This is a genomic window from Mycobacterium sp. (assembly GCF_047975165.1).
In the GTDB taxonomy this organism is placed as follows: domain Bacteria; phylum Actinomycetota; class Actinomycetes; order Mycobacteriales; family Mycobacteriaceae; genus Mycobacterium.
Map to the genome: position 1 here is coordinate 1 of NZ_JBKECZ010000034.1, position 15,950 is coordinate 15,950.

The following is a 15,950-nucleotide window of genomic DNA, read 5'->3' on the forward strand; positions in this document are numbered from 1 at the left end:
GCGTCGCACTGGCGTTCCGCTCGCGGGAAGGGACGCCCGGGGCGCCGGGCACGGGGCGCTGGAATACCGGACGTCGGGCGAGGGGCGAGGGGCGAGGGGCGAGGGGCGAGGGGCACCGGGCCCCCGCCCCGGCAGTGCGCCCCGCCCGCCCGGCCGGTGGGCGCGGGTAGTCTGCATCGCCATGGGGCAGAGGCCATGAGCCTGGGTCTGTTGGGGCTGTTGGACGACGTCGCGCTGTTCGCGAAGTCGACGACGGCGACGCTCGGCGGTGTCAGCGGGGCCGCCGGCCAGGCGGCGGCCAAGGCGGCGGGTGTTGTGGTCGACGACATGGCGGTGACGCCCCAGTTCGTCGAGGGAATCGCCGCCAAGCGTGAATTGCCCGTCATCGGCCGCATTGCGCTGGGATCGCTGCGCAACAAGCTCGTCTTCATCCTGCCCGCCGCACTGGCGCTGAGTCAGTTCGCGCCCTGGCTGCTCAGCCCGATCCTGATGCTGGGCGCGACGTATCTGTGTTACGAAGGCGCCGAAAAGATTTGGGGTAGCCTGCACAGGCACGACGAGGCCGGTGTGCAGCGGGAAAGTGAGCGCGCGGTGGTATCGGGGGCGATCCGGACCGATTTCGTCCTGTCCGCCGAGATCATGGTGATAGCGCTGAGCGAAGTGGCGGACCTTTCGTTCCTGCCGCGACTGGCCGCACTGGTGGCGGTGGCGCTGGTGATCACCGCGGGGGTGTACGGCCTGGTGGCCGTGATCGTCAAGTTGGACGACATCGGCCTGCTGCTGGCTCAGGGAGCGTCGCGGCTCGGCCGCGAACTGGGTCGGGCACTGCTGGCCGCGATCCCCAAACTGCTATCGGCGCTGTCGGTGGTCGGAATGTTCGCCATGCTCTGGGTGGGAGGCCACATTCTGCTGATCGGCAGCGACGACCTGGGCTGGCACACTCCCTACACTGTGGTCCGTCACATCGAGAAATGGGCACGTCACTTACCCGGAGCTGAGGCAGGGGCGGGCGTGTCGGGTTGGGTGGCAGGTACCGCCGCATCCGCGGTCGTCGGCGCGGCCATCGGGGGGCTCGCCCTGAGTGTCGGTCTGCTGCTGCGCCGCATCCGGCGACCCCGCCCGGCTTAGCGGCCCGGTAGCCGCCCCGCCGGCACGCCAGCCGGGATGCCCGCCGCCCTGCCGGCACACCTACCGGGACGCCCGCCGGGACGCTAGGGCCCGGTAACCGGATTGTCGTAGCGCGGGCAGTAGGTACGAACCGACACCCCAACGAAATCCTCGGCGTGGACCCCGAACTCGGGTTCGTTGGCAATCCGGAATTGGGTGGCAACCTGTTGCACCGTCATCCCGGCCGCGAGGTTCTGGCACACCGTCTTGCCGTTGACCACCGCCACGTCCGGATTGCGGAACTCGATGCCCTTCTTGTTCAGGGCATCGATGAACCCGGCGTCCTGTTCGGGGGTGGAAGCAACGGTCGTGGTGGCCGTCGGTGGCGTGGGTGCGCTGGTGGGTGCCGCCGCGGGCGTGTGCGGCTCATGATTGCCCGTCAGCGCCAAGCCTGCCGCGACGATCACCACCGCCAGCCCCAGACAGAGCAGCAGTATCGCCGCCGCCCTGGCCCACGCCGTCTTCCAGGACTGGTCGACCATGGGGCCAATGGTAATCGAGCAGGTAATCGGGTCGGAGAAAGCTCAGGTCAGGTGGCGGTCGCGCCACCGGGCGATCCGGCCGTGCGGAACTTTGATCGCGGCCATCACCGAATTCATCGACGAGGCCACCGACTTCGCGCGATCGGGGGGTTCGGCGTCCCACACCGGCTGCGCATCGCCCTCCCACCAGATGGGCTCCAACAATGCCGACGTGAGCGGGATGGCCGAGTCCACACTGTTGCTGCCCCAGCCGCACGCGCGGTCGATTGCCCCGGGCGACGGAGCCAGGTTGATGGGTGACAGGGTCGGTGCGAAGCGGACCACATGGTCGGCGTACGGCCGGTTTCGCCGCATCTGCACCTGCATCGCCTGCAGGATAGGGGCCATCCAGAGGTGCCGTGAATCCCATTGCGGGTGAAAGCAATCGAACGCAAGATAGCAGGCGTTGCGGGTGCCCAGCCGGCCGTCGCGAACTCGTTTCCAGGCCAGCTCGACCGGGACATTGGCGGCCGCGCCACCGTCGACGAGGGCGGCGATCTCACACTCGGCAAACAGATCGTCGAGCAGCGAGAGCATCCGGTGATCAGACGATTCATGGTGCAGCACACCGGGAATTGCCGATGAGAACGAAGCGGCGTCGACGACGTCGAAATCCAACGCCGGATCCTCGCCGCTGACGACGATCGGCTTGACCATCCGCAGATCGATGAACGCCGAAACCTGCCACATGCGCGCGACCACCTGCGGACCCAAGCCGATGGGATGGAACGGCAGCGAACGCCCCTGCAGCGCCGCCAGTTCGGGCCGGCGGAACTTTGACGGTAGTGCAGCGTAGGGCTGTTTGCGTACCCCGGCGACCACGACGTCGAATGGGATCGCCAGGTCCGACATGCGCATGCGCTCGCCGTCCTGGCGACTGAGCATGGCGTGGGCGAACTCGTCGAACCGCAGTTTGAACATGCCGGCCAGGCCGTGGCGGCGACGCTGGCGTTCGGGTCCGAGAATGGCCCGGTAGGACACCGTCTTCGCCCAGGCCACGTAGTCCTCGATCGGCACCGGCAGTTCGCGGGCCACCAGGCTGCCCATGATCGACCCGAACGACGAGCTGACCAGGTAGTCGGGTGTCTGGCCGGCCTCCAGCAGGCGCTGTATGCCGCCGATGTAGACGAAGCCCGCGCCGCCGCCGCCGCCGAGGACCGTGACCAGCTTTTTGCGGCCGACCTCGGCGTCGAGTTCGGTGGCGGAGAAGTCAGCGGGGTGACGCTCGATGAGCACCCGCCGCTGGTCGTCCTGTTCCTCGGTGAGGGTGGCCAGTACCTCCCGCGCCGTCTGCAACGCGGTGACGGGATCGGATTCCTCCCGCAGTGGCTGGAACAGTGCGTCGGCGACCCTGGACCGCCACGGGCCGATCTCGACGCCCACCGAGACATCGCCGCGGCCGCGGATACCGTTGGCCGCACCGGGCTCGAAGTCGGCGAGCCTGGCAAAGTTCAGGATGTAGCGCAGCTTGCGCAGCTGCTCGGCGCTGAGTACGTCGTCGTTGGCGAGGTGATGGCGGACCAGCCGGCCTTCCATCTTCTGCAGCAGCAGGGAAGGGTCGGCCGGTGGCAGGTCGACGGAATCGAGGGCGGCTTGGGTTTCGTCGTCGAAAGCCTCACCGTCCTCGAAATCCAGCTCACCTGAGTCGCAGGGGAAGTCGTCAGGGGACGGGCGGCCGGCGAATCGGTGGCGTATCGCGTCGACGAACGGGTTCGACATGATGACCAACCCTCTCATAGTCGCCGTTACGTACTTACCGAAAATGTGGACCTGCCGCGTGGCTAGTGCCCCGACTGCACCGGGACCGTCGGCATGGCCGAAGCGCCCGGCCAGCAGCCCAGCGGGCTGAGCCCCTTGTTGATGGCCGCAGTGATGCAGTTCTGCACGACGACGTTTGGGTCGTTGCTGATCGACTTGGCCAGGATCTCGTTGGCCTTGGCCTGGGCTTCGGCGGTGCGCTGGGCCTCGATTGAGATCGTGGTCTGGGCGCGCTGCTGGTTGAGCTGGTTGATCTTGTCTTCGGTGCCCTGGTCGTACTGGATCGTCGGCACATTGATGTCGAAGATGTCGACCTGGTTGCCGACGTCCTGGCGCATGATGTCGACGGCTCGTTTGGCCAGCGACGGCAGCGGTGAAACGTCGAGGTTGCGTGGGTCGAGTGGATTGAAGGCCGCGAACACCTGGTTGAGTGCGACCGACAGATTCCGTTCGATCAGGTTGACCCGCACATTGTCGAAGGTCTTGTACTGCTGGAACAGCTCCGGCGCGGCATGTTGCTGAAGTTGCCAGCGGATGCTGACATCGGCCAGCGCGGTCGACTGATTGCCCAGCCGGACCATGATGCGCTCGTCGTGGTCACCGGTTTTGACGTATTTGTCGATCTGGATCGCGCCGTCCATCTGGTGTGTCATCTGCCAGGGCCATTTGCCGTGGAAACCGTTGTTCAGGCTGACCCCGGTGGGCCGGCCGAAGGTTGTGAGGATGGAGATCTGCCGGGTACCCACCACGGTGAAACACCCCATCGCGAAGAAGAACATCGCTGCGGCCAATGCGCCGACCACGACGGTCCTCCGCTGCGCGCGGAGGTTCTCGTCGCGCGTCATCACCCAGCCCAGACCCGCTACGGCCGCGACGGCCAGACAGCCGGCGATGAACACAATTTGCCAGGTCATCCGTGAACTCCTTCAACTCCGGTAGGTGACAGATTAGGCTAGCGCCATGGCGATTGATCGTTTTGCGTTGGCGGCCGGCGGTGTTCGACTTGCGGTGGGCATCGCTTTTCTGGTCGACCCGGTGCGGACGAACCGGCTCTGGGGAGATCCCGATGATCAGACGGCGACGGCGCAGGTGCTGTTGCGGTCGTTGGGCTATCGCGATGCGTTGATCGGCGGGCTGCTCGCTGTTGCGGGGCTGCGCGGCAGGAACACCCGCGGCTGGTTCCTGGCTTCGGCCGGCGCCGACGCGGCCGACCTGGTCGGCGGGCTGAGCGTGCACAGCGAACTCAAGCCCGCCCAGCGGATCGTCGGTCTCGTCGGGATCCTGCTGGGGATGGGCACCGGTGTGTGGGGTGCGCTGCGCCCGAGCCGAAAGGCCGCCGAGGCACTCGAAGGCTAGCGCGGGGAGAGGATGAACACCGGGATCTCGCGGTCGGTCCACTGCTCGTATTTGGCGAAGTCGGCGTAGAGGCCGACCAGCTCCGGCCACAGCCGCGCGCGTTCATCGGGGGCGGCGACCCGCGCTGAAACGTCGAAGGCCGTTCCGCCCGGTAGCCATACTCGGGCATCAGGGTCGGCGATCAGGTTGTAATACCACTGCGGATTCTTCGGCAGTCCGCCCTGCGAGGCGACGATCACCAAATCCGTTCCGGTGCGCAGAAATATCAGCGGCGTGGTGAACAACTTGCCCGATTTGCGGCCCCGGTGTTCGAGCAGCAGCGTGGGCACCGGTTTGCCGAAGCCGGCGCCGATGCGCCAATTGTCGCCCACGCGCCCACGGGTCAGCTTGAAGATCCCGACGTGTGCCTTGGCGGCATACTTGATGAACCTCGCCGTCAACGGCGAGGACAGCCCTCGCGGCGCGGTTTCGGGTAGCGAGAATCTTGACATCTACCGTTCATCCCCTGTCGGCGGTGAGGAATCCGAAGACCCGGCGCACCGGTCCTGCGGGCTTGGCTTCCGGTGGCCTCCGGACGGCGTACGGCCACGGCTGGTTGCGTTCGGGAACGGACTCCGCTCGGGCCGTCTTGAGCCGCATTCGCAGAAATCCCCGTAATGCGTGCAATTCCGGTTCAGCCCAACGGTTGTGGGATTCCAACGGGTCGCCGGTCAGATCGTAGAGTTCCCACTGATCATCGATCGGGTCACTGCGGTAGGCCTCGCCGCCGATCCCATTCGCGGCCAGGTGGCGCACCCCGGGCTCGGTCCAGGTGGCCGGATCGTCGAAGGTGCGCACCAGTTTCCACAGATGTCCCGCACCGCCGGGGGCATCGGCTTTGTCGACGCGGACGACCAGGCCCTCGAAGTTGGCTGCGACATGCGCGGGCAGTTTGATACGAAGCGGCGCCGGGGGATTGGTGTTTCTGCCGAATTGCCGGGATATTCCCGACGCCCCGGTATCGCCTTCGAGGACGTTGTCGCGGGTCATCAGATAGATCGCCCGCGCGTCGTCGGCCGGCGCCCCGTCGACCACCGGCATCAGATCCCTACCGGGCAACCCGTGTACCTCGGAGAACGACCCGCGCAGCTCGGCGGCGACGGCCTCGGTGTCGATGTCGGCCGCGCCTAGCAGGGTGGGCACCAGGTCGACATGTGAGGTCGGTGCGGTGACCGTGCGCGGCCCGGTGGCGTCCGGGCCGATGCGGGCGATGACGAACGGCACCCGGGTGGCCTCGTCGTAGAGGTTGAACCACTTCTGGTGCAGCCCGCCGTGCGCGCCGAGCAGATCGCCGTGGTCGGATGTGCGGACCAGCACCGCGTCATCGGAGCCGCCTTCGGTGACCGCATGGCGCACCCGGTCGATCGGTCCGTCGACCTCGGCGTGCAGGCGATAGTAGAGGTCGCGGTACCGCTGCGCGTTGCGGCTGTAATTGCGCTTGACCACGCGCGCCGGCCCGTACCCCGAATAGTAGGTCTCCCGGAACGCGATCTGCGCGGCCGGCTTCGTCGAGAGATCCTCGTCGCTGGTGGGGGCCGCCGGAACCGGCGGCGGATCCAGGTGGGAGGGCCGCACCGGGCTGCGCCGCACCCAACCGGGGAACAGGACGATGTCGTGCGGGTTGACGAAGCTGACCACCAGCAGGAACGGGCGCAATGCGGCGGGATCGCCCGCGCGACGGCGCGCGTAGCGGTCTTTCAGCCAGGCCACCACCCGGTCGGCGATCAGCGGGTCGCGGCGAAAACCGCTGTTGGCGTCGCTCGCCCCGTGCGGCTCGGGGCCCACCCAGCCGGAGAAACCGAATGGGGCCAGCCGGTCGGCATCGAGGTAGCGCTGTACCGCGTCGGGGTCGACGACACCGTCGTCGTCATTGGTGGCCAGTGCCCCGCCGGTCTTCGGGTCTTCGAGGTCGGCGTGCGAGATGTGCCACTTGCCGTCGTAATGGGTGTCGTACCCCGCGGCGCGAAACCAGTTGCCCAGGGTGGGCACTTCGCCGGCGCGCAGCCAGCGCAGTCGCGAATCGTCGAATCGCTTGCCGAGCCCGTCGGTTTGTGTGACGCCGTGCAGATCCGGATACTGGCCGGTGAAGATCGTGGGACGGCTCGGTACGCAGGCCAACGAGCCGGTGTAGTGCCGGGTGAAACTCACCCCGTGCTCGTCGAACCAGCGGCGGCCGGTCAGCGTCTGCTGCCGCCAGGACAAGATGGCGGCCGACTCGTAGGGCGGAATCGCCCGCTCCTCGTCGGTCATGATGATCACGATGTCGGGGCGGTCAGCCATGGGTGCTCTCCAATCGTCGTGCCAACCCGGCCAGCAGCCCGTCGGATTGGTTGGCCAGCAGGCGCACCGCCGCCCATTCCGCCAGGTGCGCGGGCAACCCGGGGGCGGCCTGAACTGTACTGATCAACGTGACCGCCGTGGCGTCCCCGACTGCCCGCAGCATCCAGCGATTGGCGACCGTGCGCAGCCGGGGCGGCAGGCCCTCGATGTCGTAGGCCAGGGTGTGCGGCGGGTCGAACTCGGTGACGTGCTCCACCACCGTGTTGCCGCCGATCTGCACGCGGCGGGCGGCGCCCACCGCGCCGCCGTCGGGACCGTGATGCAACAGGCATGAATGATCGATGCCGTCGGCCCAGGAACTCAATGCCCCGAGATCGGCCAAGAGGTCCCAGACGGCCTGCGGCGAGGCCGCCACCGTCCGGCTCCGGCTGATATCCGCCACGCAGCCATCAAAGCACTGTGCCCGACCGATCGCGGCCGGGGTATGCACGGCGCCGGGGGCTTGGCGAGAATCACCGGGACGCGGCCGCTACGGTTTAGGGGCCGATTGCGACGACGGAGGTGGATCGCGGCAATGTATGACCAGGTCAGCACTCCAGGTTCAGTGGATCCCGCCGATATCGGCTCCCGCATCGACCCGGTGCTGGCGCGCAGTTGGCTGCTGGTGAACGGTGCCCATGCCGACAGGTTCCAGGCCGCGGCGCACTCCCGCGCCGACACCGTCGTCTTCGACATCGAGGATGCCGTCGCCCCCAAAGACAAGGTCGACGCCCGCGACAACGTTGTCCGGTGGCTCTCCGAAGGCAACCACGACTGGGTGCGGATCAACGGATTCGGCACCCCCTGGTGGGCCGACGATCTGGCGAAACTGGCCGGCACCGCTGTGGGCGGGGTGATGCTGGCGATGGTGGAATCGGTGGACCACGTCACCGAGACCGCGAAGCGACTGCCCAACGTGCCGATTGTGGCGCTGGTGGAGACGGCACGCGGGCTGGAGCGGATCACCGAGATCGCCGCGGCCAAGGGCACCTTCCGGCTGGCGTTCGGGATCGGCGACTTCCGTCGGGACACCGGCTTCGGGGAGGACCCGAGCACCCTGGCCTATGCGAGGTCTCGGTTCACCATCGCGGCCAAGGCGGCGGGCCTGCCCAGCGCCATCGACGGCCCGACCATCGGGTCCAACCCGCTGAAGCTGATCGAGGCGACGGCGGTGTCCGTCGAGTTCGGCATGACCGGCAAGATCTGCCTGTCACCGGATCAGTGCCCGGTGGTCAACGAGGGGCTGTCCCCGTCGCAGGACGAAATAGGCTGGGCCAAAGAGTTTTTCGCCGAGTTCGAACGCGACGGCGGACAGATTCGCAACGGGTCGGACCTGCCGCGCATCGCCCGGGCCACCAAGATCCTGGACCTGGCCCGCTCCTACGGCATCGAAGCCACCGACTTCGAGGACGAGCCGGTGCACTCCCCGGCCCCGAGCGACACCTATCACTACTGACCCGATGTCGTGTGCGGGCGGTCGCCGGTGCTACTCGACTGCTGTCGCCGCAGTCCGGCGCTGACCGTCGACGGACCTCGACCACAGGCCGGGGAAATTTGTCCGGTGCCATCTCACATTCCCGGGATCTCGCGCGTCTACCTAGTGGCAGGGCGCCGCACAACCCGAAAGGGGCGGCTGGTGACGTGCGCGTCCGGGCATTGTTCGGGGAGTGCAACGACGAAAGGCAGTGGAACGATGAACAACAAGAATCTGGTCCGCCAATACTTCACCGCTCTCTGGAGCGACGACTACAACCCGGACAAGATCCGTCAACTCGCGTCGCAGGACATGCTGTGGCGCTACCCGATGCACGGTGAGTTCCATGGCACCGAAGCCGTCATCACCATGCTCCACTCCTTTCGGGAGTCGTTCCCCGACCTGAACTTCTGGCCTACCGCAGACTTTCTCGAAGACGGCGATTACGTGATCGTCCGCTGGGAGGGTGGTGGCACCCACACTGGCAAGGCGCTGACGGAGCTGCCCTACGGCGGCCCGATTCCGGCGGGGTCGGGGCGAAAGGTGTTCTTCGGTGGAACTTCGATTGTGAAGATCGGGAACGGCAAGATCGTCGAGGAAATCGGGCAGGAAGGCGCGATCGATGCGCTGCTGCAGCTCGGCGCGGTCAACGAGACCGTACCCGTGCCGTAGCCTTCGCGGGTGTGGCCGCGGTGCGTCGGGCAGCGATGCATGTCGAGGCACGACGAGGCGCGATGCGTTATGCCGCGTCGTGAAAGACCAGGCCCAGCGTGTACCGAATCCCGGAACGGACGGTTGACACGCCGTGGCGCACCGGGGCCGCCGACCATCCACGAGTGGTGGCAACGGGGCGCTCGCGGGTGGCGAACAGGTAGCCGTGCCCCTGCGGGATCGAGTACGCCGAACCCCGGGACTGGGCGCGCGGACGTTGTTCGACCAACAGGAACTCACCACCGCGGTGGTCGACACCGGGATCGCTGAGGTTGATCACCACCTGCAACGGAAACACCAAGTTGCCGTACAGGTCTCGATGTAGAGCGTTCCAGTCGCCGGCCCTGTATCGCAACAGGGTCGCCGTCGAGCGCGTCTGCCCCGCCGCGTGGCAGGCAGCCAGCCAGTCGTCCAGCGAATCCGGCCACGGCGCCTGGCGGCCTAGTTTGGCCCACCAGTCCCGCGCGATCGGCAGGAGGCGCGGATACAGCGACTCCTTGAGGCGTTGCACCGATTCGGGGTACGGCGAATCGAAGTACTGGTATTCGCCGCGCCCGAACCGGTATCTGGCCATGTCGATGCGACTGCGAAACAACCCGTCTGCGTCGTAAAGGCCTGCCAGCCAGGTGCACTCGGCCGTGGTGAGCAGCCGGGGGAGCAGTGCGCCGCCGTGTTCGTCGATCTCCGTGCTGACGGCATCCCAGTCGGCGCCTTCGACGCGTTGTGCCCACCGGTTGGTCATGCCGCGCCCTCCAGATCAAGTAGCACCGTCTTGGCGTGGACGCCGCCGGCATAGCCGCCGAGACCGCCGTCACTGCGCAGCACCCGATGACACGGAACCACCACCGGCAAAGGGTTGGTCGCGCACGCGGTGCCCACCGCCCGCACCGCCTTGGGGTTTCCGACGGACTCGGCGATCTCCCGGTAGGTCACGGTGCGGCCGTAGGCGATGCTGGGCAGCACTTCCTGCACGGTTCGCCGGAATCCGGTCGACAGCGTGCGGTCCAGCGGCAGGTCGAACGAGCGGCGTGTACCGGCGAAATATTCGTCGATCTGCCGGGCCGCGTCATCCAGGCGCGCCGGGGCGAACAGGATCCGGGGGCTGACTTTCGCGGCGAGCGTGTCCAGCACCGCGTCGAAATCCTGGCGTTGATAGGCGACACGTACCAGGCCGATCTCGGTCGCGGCCAGCAGCAGTACCCCGACCGGCGTGTCGACCGTGCGGTAGGCCACGTCGATCAGTCCCCGATCCCCGGCTGCGCCGATCAGCTGGGCGTGCAGTGCGTCCAACGCGCTAGCCGAGATGGGGAACAGGGTGGCGACGTCCGGTCCACTGCTTGGGTTGCTGGTGTTCATCGCGGTGCTCCTTCCGGTGTGTCCGCGGTCCTGAAGTGCTTTCGCAGGGTTGCGATGCCGTCGGCGGATGCCCGCCGGACCGCCGCCGCGGTACCTCCGATGAGCTCGGCGGTCTCGGCGTGCGGCAGTCCGCCGAGGAAGTGGTACGCGATCGCCAAGCGTTGGCGTTCGGGCAGGGCGGCCACTATCTCCCACAGTTCGGTCTCGCGGGCTTGCGAGCCGGCAGTCGCCGCGCGACGGTCGCCTATGTCATCCATCGGCACCGCGCGGGATCGTGCCCGGATGATATCGACGGTCTTGCGCTGGGCGATCCTGACCAGCCAGGCCTCGACGTTGGCGTCTTCTGGAAGCTCTGGCCAGTGCTGCAACGCCGAGAGCATCGTCTCGGAGTACGCGTCGTCGGCGTCCGGCCCGGCACCCAACACTGCCCGGCATACTCGCAGCACGGTCGGGCTGTGCTCGCGGGCTGCGCGTTCAAACGGGATGTATGCGTTCATCACCCGGAAAACGTGTGGGGCGGGCGAAATGTGAGGTCCGCGCTATTCATGGTGTTGGCCTCTCTTCGGCCATCCCCGGGTGCGCAGCCCGCTCAATAGTCATAGCGGGCCAGGGGTGTCCCGGTTGCCGATCGTGAGCCGTCCAGCGACATGGCGGCGGGGACCATCTCGCTGGTGACCAGCCCGTGGCCGCAAGTCAGCTCGTCGACGATGTCGAAGCCGGCGGCGATGGCCGCCGGTGTGTCGATGACGATGGTGGTCACCGGTACTTTGCGGGTGAGCTGAAACATTGTGTCGCCGTGTGGTTCGTGGTTGCCGTGGAAGCCCCAGATACCGCGCAGCACGGTGGCGCCCCGTGCGGTCCGGGATTGCAGCAGGCGGTGCGCGAGTGCGCGGTGAATCGGTTGCCCCCGGTGGTGGTGGCGGTGGTCTTCCTCGGTGTGCACCATGAGCTTCTGCCACAGCGTGCGCCCCTGATCATCGGTGGGCGGCAGCGTCTGCGGGCGGGCGAACAGTTCGCCGTCGCGTTTGCACAGCCGCACCCGTTCGATGGTCAGCAGCGGGTTGGGCAACAGCCGGGCGAGTTCAGCCGTCGTCGCCGAAACCTGTTGAGCCGGACCGATGGCGATGATCATCAGCGGGACGTCGGCATTGCTGCTGAAGAAGCGTGCCCGCCGGCGTTCTCCGTGGGAAGTGCCGTCCACACCCAGAAGAACTGTGGCACCCGCGAATCCACGCCGATACAGCAGATCGCAGACGGCCAGGTAGGCGGGCTTGCCGGCCATGCGTGCCTGGCGCCCGACGTAGATGGTCAACTTGGTGGCCTCGGCCGGGCTGTCGCCGGACATGGTGAATGTGTCCGGACCGCTGTCCCGGGTGATCAGCCGCGCACGTTCCAGCGTCACCAGGCCGCGGCCGGTCATCGCGGTGACGTCGTCGACCAGCGCGCGGATCCTGGGCTCGACGTCGACGGCGGCGACCACGACCGGAGGATCCTCCGACAGGCTCAATGATTCGTCGCTGCGCAGGTCGCCGCCTGGGCCGAAGCCGGTGATCCCGCGCATCATCGCGCTGGTCGCGATGCGGTGGGAACCGAACACCTCGAGCATGGCGTCGGCCAGAAAGCGGGTGGGCCGCCCCGTTTCGCGTTGCCGCTCGCCGAAGTAGGCGGTCAGTTTCAGGCTCTGCTCGCTCATAGCAGCCCCGCGGCACGTTGACCCAGCAGCACCGCTGCCATCCCGAGCACGCTGGCGACCATGATGTTGGCGAATGCCGCGAGCAACTGCCGTTCCTCGCCGAGTCGCTGGGTTTCCAGCATCCAGGTCGAGAAGGTGGTGTAGGCGCCGACGAACGCGGTGCCGGCCAGCAGCGCAGCCTCGGCGGGTAATGCCAGCGCGCCGAGGAAACCCAGCAGTGCGGCGCCGGTGACGTTGACCGTCAGCGTGCCGTAGGGGAATGCCCGGGCCATCCTGCGGGCGACGGTGCGGTCCACCAGGAATCGCGACACCGACCCGGCCCCGCCGAGCAGCAGCACCGCGGACCAGACCAGCGCCCAGGCCGGAAACGAGGTCATCGAACCCGTGCCCGTCGCACTAGCGCGGTGGACAGATGCACCGCCAGCAGTCCCAAAGTGATACTGACCAGGGTGTAAGCGGCGCCCAGCGCCCAGTGGCCGCCCTCGATCATCCTGACCGTTTCGACCTGCATCGTGGAGAAGGTGGTCAATCCGCCGCACAGCCCGGTGCCCAGCAGTGGGCGCCGGTAGCTGGACAGTGGCAGCCGGTCCAGCAGCCGAGTGGTGAAGTAGCCCAACAGGAACGCGCCGACAATGTTGACCGTGAACGTCGGCCAGGGCCAGCGGGCCGGATCATGCACAGCGAGCGTGCCCAGCGCCGCCCGGGCGAGCGCGCCGAGCGCGCCGCCGGCGAAAATCGCACTCAGCTCCCGGTAGTCGGGGCGGGCCAATAGTCGCCTCCCTTCTGGTTCCCTGCGGTGTGCCGAGTGTAGGGCCGCGCGGGTCCGCGTGGCCGGTGCGGGGTCGTGGCGTGTCCGCTGTGCCGGGCCGGCCCGCGGTGCGCTCGCCGGCGACCAGCCGGGGCCGGCAGCGACGCCGGGGGCCGCGCCGCTGGCCAGCGACTTTGAGCCCGTCTTGCCGGTGGTGTAGCTTCGATGGGCACAACATCTCGGGGCTATGGCGCAGCTGGTAGCGCACCACACTGGCAGTGTGGGGGTCAGGGGTTCGAGTCCCCTTAGCTCCACCAAGAAACCACAGGTCAGAGCAGTTTCTGACTGATTTGATGTGGACGGCCGGTTGACGGGGATCGACGCCGGGGCCATCTTGCCGGCGCGTGGATTTTTCTTTGCGCGGTTGGGGGGTTGTTCCCGATGGCCGCGAACCGATTCTGGTCCCGGGCCCGCAGTCGGCCTGGCCAGCGGATCTGATGTTCCGTAGCTCACCCCTCGGCGGGGGAGCACCCCGGGTCAAGGGCCACTGTCAAGGCGCGGCGAACCGCTTGGGGGTGGGGGGAATCGGTCCCTCCTGTATCGGTCATCCCGGGTTGTCACCGAGGTGGAAAACAGATTCGTCCGCGAGAGTCGCCTGGTGTAGCAGATTAGTGCTAATTAACTGATTTAGTTGATGCTATTTGACTGATTTAATATCTGCTAATTGTATGATTGAGCGTATGCGATACACCAGGCGTGTCCTCGATGAAGAATTGGACGAGCTTTTCGGGCAGATACCGGCGATTGCCATCGACGGCCCGAAGGCCGTGGGGAAGACGACGACCGCCGAGCAGCGAGTCGTCGGTGCGTTGAGACTCGATGCAAAGCCCAACTTTGAGGCGATACACGCCGATCCGGGTCTTTTGGTGACTCGGCCGCGGCCATTGCTCATCGACGAGTGGCAGAAGGTTCCCGAGGTGTGGGATGTCGTGCGCCGTGCTGTCGATGACGATCCCTCTGGTGGCCAGTTTCTGCTCGCCGGGAGTGCTTCACCCCGCCAGGGGGCGACCGCCCACTCCGGCGCGGGGCGTATCGGGCGGTTGCGGATGCGTCCGATGACCTTGTCAGAGCGAGGGACCGGGTCACCGACTGTCACTCTTGGCGAATTGCTTAGTGGGAGAAGGCTTTCGCTCGACGGGGTGACGCAAGTCCGGTTGGTCGATTACACGCATGAGATCGTGGCATCGGGTTTTCCGGGTATGCGGTCTCTCGGTGAGCGGGCATTGAAGTTTCAGCTCGATTCCTACCTGCGCAATGCCGTTGATCGCGACGTGGCCGAGCAGGGACTCGCCGTTCGTAAGCCTGATGCCATGTTAGCGTGGTTGCGCGCCTACGCGGCGGCCACATCCACGACGGCCAGCTACACCGTGGTGCTCGACGCGGCGACCGCCGGTGTCACTGATAAACCGGCGCGTTCGACGAGCATTGCGTACCGCGATGTGCTTACTGCCCTGTGGCTTCTCGACCCGGTGCCCGCTTGGGGTCCCGTGGCAAACCCGTTGGCGCGCTTGGCGCAATCGCCCAAGCATCACCTGGCCGATCCTGCTTTGGCGGCGCGTCTGCTCGGCTTGTCGGTGGACACACTTCTCGGTGGTGCAGGTAGGCCGATCGGGCCCCAGGCCGGCGGCATGCTCGGGCACCTTTTCGAATCCTTGGTCACGCTGTGCGTACGGGTTGCCGCCCAGGCTGCCCAGGCCACTGTCGGTCACCTCCGGACACGCAACGGTGACCACGAAATAGATCTGGTGGTGGTGCGTGACGACGGCCGTGTTGTCGCGATCGAGGTGAAACTGGCTGCAACAGTGGAAGATCGAGACGCCAAGCATCTGCGTTGGCTGGCCGACCACATGGGTTCGGACCTGCTCGACGCGATCATCGTCAATACCGGGCCCAACGCCTACCGACGCCCCGATGGAATCGGCGTGGTCCCGCTGGCGCTACTAGGCCCGTAGTGGTGCGGAACATGCCGTTCATGGAGACGGTCCGCTGCGTTGACGGCGTCAACACGCCGAGCTGAAACCGCAGGTGACGAACAGCACCGAAATCGCTCGAACGAGACCAAAAGCGCTGCTAGAGACGCTGCCACTCGGTCAAGTCCAGGAACGTGGTGTACAACGTCGTCGTGTGATTCTTCGAGGTGATGGTTCAGGCGGTCAGTGCCGCGGGGGTGGCCTGCTGTTCTGTCGTGGTCTCGCCGACGGTGCGTGATTTGCTCAGGACGTCGAGGCCGAGGTAGCGCCTGGATTCGGCCCATTCGTCGTGTTGTTCGGCCAGGACGGCGCCGACGAGGCGGATCAGGGCGTCGCGGTCGGGGAAGATACCGACGACGTCGGTACGGCGCCGGATCTCTTTGTTGAGTCGCTCCTGGGGGTTGTTGCTCCAGATTTGGCGCCAGATCTGTTTGGGGAACGCGGTGAATGCCAGCAGATCGGGTCGGGCCGCTTCGAGGTGATCGGCAACGTCGGGGAGCTTGTCGGCGAGCGCGTCGATGATCCGATCATATTGATCGGCAACCGCTTCAGCGTCAGGTTGATCGAACACCGAATGCAACAGGGTACGCACCCAGGGCCACGAACTCTTGGGTGTCTTCGCCATGAGGTTGGTCGTGTAGTGGGTTCTGCAGCGCTGCCAGGCCGCGCCGGGCAGGGTGGCGCCGATCGCGGCTACCAGTCCGGCGTGCGCGTCGGAGGTGACCAGCTTGACCCCGGACAGGCCGCGGGCGGTCAGCGACCGCCAGAACGTCAGCCA

18 protein-coding genes and 1 tRNA gene are annotated in these 15,950 nt (G+C 66.8%); 6 read left to right on the top strand and 13 right to left on the bottom strand.

Annotation, left to right across the window (positions count from 1 at the left end; translation table 11 throughout):
* Positions 1 to 195: 195 nt before the first annotated feature.
* Entirely contained in the window at positions 196 to 1,128 is a 933-nt protein-coding gene (locus ACK5M9_RS03180) for a DUF808 domain-containing protein (protein WP_416891755.1), read from the top strand.
* An 83-nt stretch (positions 1,129 to 1,211) separates the two neighbouring features.
* On the opposite strand, the gene ACK5M9_RS03185 is transcribed toward ACK5M9_RS03180, so the two are convergent.
* From ACK5M9_RS03185 to ACK5M9_RS03195, 3 genes are all read right to left on the bottom strand, one after another.
* Positions 1,212 to 1,649 (bottom strand): DUF732 domain-containing protein, encoded by a 438-nt coding sequence (locus ACK5M9_RS03185; RefSeq protein ID WP_416891756.1) that lies wholly within the window; start codon positions 1,647 to 1,649, stop codon positions 1,212 to 1,214.
* 42 nt (positions 1,650 to 1,691) lie between these two features.
* Positions 1,692 to 3,407, bottom strand: a complete 1,716-nt coding sequence (locus tag ACK5M9_RS03190; RefSeq protein ID WP_416891757.1) for a patatin-like phospholipase family protein — start codon at positions 3,405 to 3,407, stop codon at positions 1,692 to 1,694.
* A 62-nt stretch (positions 3,408 to 3,469) separates the two neighbouring features.
* Positions 3,470 to 4,360 carry an SPFH domain-containing protein gene (locus ACK5M9_RS03195; protein ID WP_416891758.1) on the bottom strand — a complete coding sequence of 297 codons (891 nt, stop codon included), beginning with the start codon at positions 4,358 to 4,360 and terminating at the stop codon, positions 3,470 to 3,472.
* 46 nt (positions 4,361 to 4,406) lie between these two features.
* On the opposite strand from ACK5M9_RS03195, the gene ACK5M9_RS03200 reads away from it, so the two are divergent.
* On the top strand, positions 4,407 to 4,802 hold the full coding sequence (locus ACK5M9_RS03200) for a DUF4267 domain-containing protein (protein ID WP_416891759.1): 396 nt from the start codon (positions 4,407 to 4,409) through the stop codon (positions 4,800 to 4,802).
* On the opposite strand, the gene ACK5M9_RS03205 is transcribed toward ACK5M9_RS03200, so the two are convergent.
* Genes ACK5M9_RS03205 through ACK5M9_RS03215 form a run of 3 tightly spaced genes read right to left on the bottom strand, consistent with a single transcriptional unit; the run spans position 4,799 to position 7,563 of the window.
* Entirely contained in the window at positions 4,799 to 5,293 is a 495-nt protein-coding gene (locus tag ACK5M9_RS03205; protein ID WP_416891760.1) for a nitroreductase family deazaflavin-dependent oxidoreductase, read from the bottom strand. The two genes, ACK5M9_RS03200 and ACK5M9_RS03205, sit on opposite strands and share 4 nt — an antisense overlap.
* 7 nt (positions 5,294 to 5,300) lie before the next feature.
* Complete coding sequence (locus tag ACK5M9_RS03210) at positions 5,301 to 7,121, bottom strand: sulfatase-like hydrolase/transferase (protein WP_416891761.1); 1,821 nt, start codon at positions 7,119 to 7,121, stop codon at positions 5,301 to 5,303.
* Positions 7,114 to 7,563, bottom strand: a complete 450-nt coding sequence (locus tag ACK5M9_RS03215; RefSeq protein ID WP_416891762.1) for an SRPBCC family protein — start codon at positions 7,561 to 7,563, stop codon at positions 7,114 to 7,116. Before ACK5M9_RS03215 ends, ACK5M9_RS03210 begins: the two co-directional genes overlap by 8 nt.
* Positions 7,564 to 7,686: 123 nt before the next feature.
* Between ACK5M9_RS03215 and ACK5M9_RS03220 the strand changes: the two genes are divergently transcribed.
* Together ACK5M9_RS03220 and ACK5M9_RS03225 are read left to right on the top strand one after the other, a co-directional pair.
* Positions 7,687 to 8,616 (top strand): HpcH/HpaI aldolase/citrate lyase family protein, encoded by a 930-nt coding sequence (locus ACK5M9_RS03220; RefSeq protein WP_416891770.1) that lies wholly within the window; start codon positions 7,687 to 7,689, stop codon positions 8,614 to 8,616.
* Between the two features lie 237 nt (positions 8,617 to 8,853).
* Entirely contained in the window at positions 8,854 to 9,306 is a 453-nt protein-coding gene (locus ACK5M9_RS03225) for an ester cyclase (protein ID WP_416891763.1), read from the top strand.
* Between the two features lie 67 nt (positions 9,307 to 9,373).
* Here the strand turns inward: ACK5M9_RS03225 and ACK5M9_RS03230 are convergent, their stop codons facing one another.
* The 6 genes from ACK5M9_RS03230 to crcB (ACK5M9_RS03255) form a co-directional block, all read right to left on the bottom strand.
* Positions 9,374 to 10,087, bottom strand: a complete 714-nt coding sequence (locus ACK5M9_RS03230) for a 2OG-Fe(II) oxygenase (protein WP_416891764.1) — start codon at positions 10,085 to 10,087, stop codon at positions 9,374 to 9,376.
* Positions 10,084 to 10,701: a methylated-DNA--[protein]-cysteine S-methyltransferase gene (locus ACK5M9_RS03235; protein WP_416891765.1), complete on the bottom strand. Its 618-nt coding sequence runs from the start codon at positions 10,699 to 10,701 to the stop codon at positions 10,084 to 10,086. The genes ACK5M9_RS03230 and ACK5M9_RS03235 overlap by 4 nt, the downstream gene beginning before the upstream one ends.
* Positions 10,698 to 11,198, bottom strand: coding sequence for an RNA polymerase sigma factor (locus tag ACK5M9_RS03240; protein ID WP_416891771.1), 501 nt, complete (start codon positions 11,196 to 11,198; stop codon positions 10,698 to 10,700). The genes ACK5M9_RS03235 and ACK5M9_RS03240 overlap by 4 nt, the downstream gene beginning before the upstream one ends.
* Before the next feature lie 92 nt (positions 11,199 to 11,290).
* Entirely contained in the window at positions 11,291 to 12,394 is a 1,104-nt protein-coding gene (locus ACK5M9_RS03245) for a DUF190 domain-containing protein (protein ID WP_416891766.1), read from the bottom strand.
* The gene (crcB, locus tag ACK5M9_RS03250) at positions 12,391 to 12,771 is read right to left on the bottom strand and encodes a fluoride efflux transporter CrcB (RefSeq protein WP_416891767.1); all 381 of its coding nucleotides are present in this window, start codon (positions 12,769 to 12,771) and stop codon (positions 12,391 to 12,393) included. The genes ACK5M9_RS03245 and crcB (ACK5M9_RS03250) overlap by 4 nt, the downstream gene beginning before the upstream one ends.
* Positions 12,768 to 13,163 carry a fluoride efflux transporter CrcB gene (gene crcB / locus ACK5M9_RS03255; RefSeq protein WP_416891768.1) on the bottom strand — a complete coding sequence of 132 codons (396 nt, stop codon included), beginning with the start codon at positions 13,161 to 13,163 and terminating at the stop codon, positions 12,768 to 12,770. Before crcB (ACK5M9_RS03255) ends, crcB (ACK5M9_RS03250) begins: the two co-directional genes overlap by 4 nt.
* A gap of 220 nt (positions 13,164 to 13,383) precedes the next feature.
* On the opposite strand from crcB (ACK5M9_RS03255), the gene ACK5M9_RS03260 reads away from it, so the two are divergent.
* Positions 13,384 to 13,459: transfer RNA gene (locus ACK5M9_RS03260), tRNA-Ala, on the top strand.
* A gap of 423 nt (positions 13,460 to 13,882) precedes the next feature.
* A complete protein-coding gene (locus tag ACK5M9_RS03265) occupies positions 13,883 to 15,154 on the top strand; it encodes an ATP-binding protein (protein ID WP_416891772.1) in 1,272 nt (423 codons plus the stop codon).
* A 193-nt stretch (positions 15,155 to 15,347) separates the two neighbouring features.
* Here ACK5M9_RS03265 and ACK5M9_RS03270 read toward each other — a convergent pair.
* A partial coding sequence (locus tag ACK5M9_RS03270) for an IS256 family transposase (RefSeq protein ID WP_416891769.1) occupies positions 15,348 to 15,950 on the bottom strand: 603 nt, incomplete at its 5' end.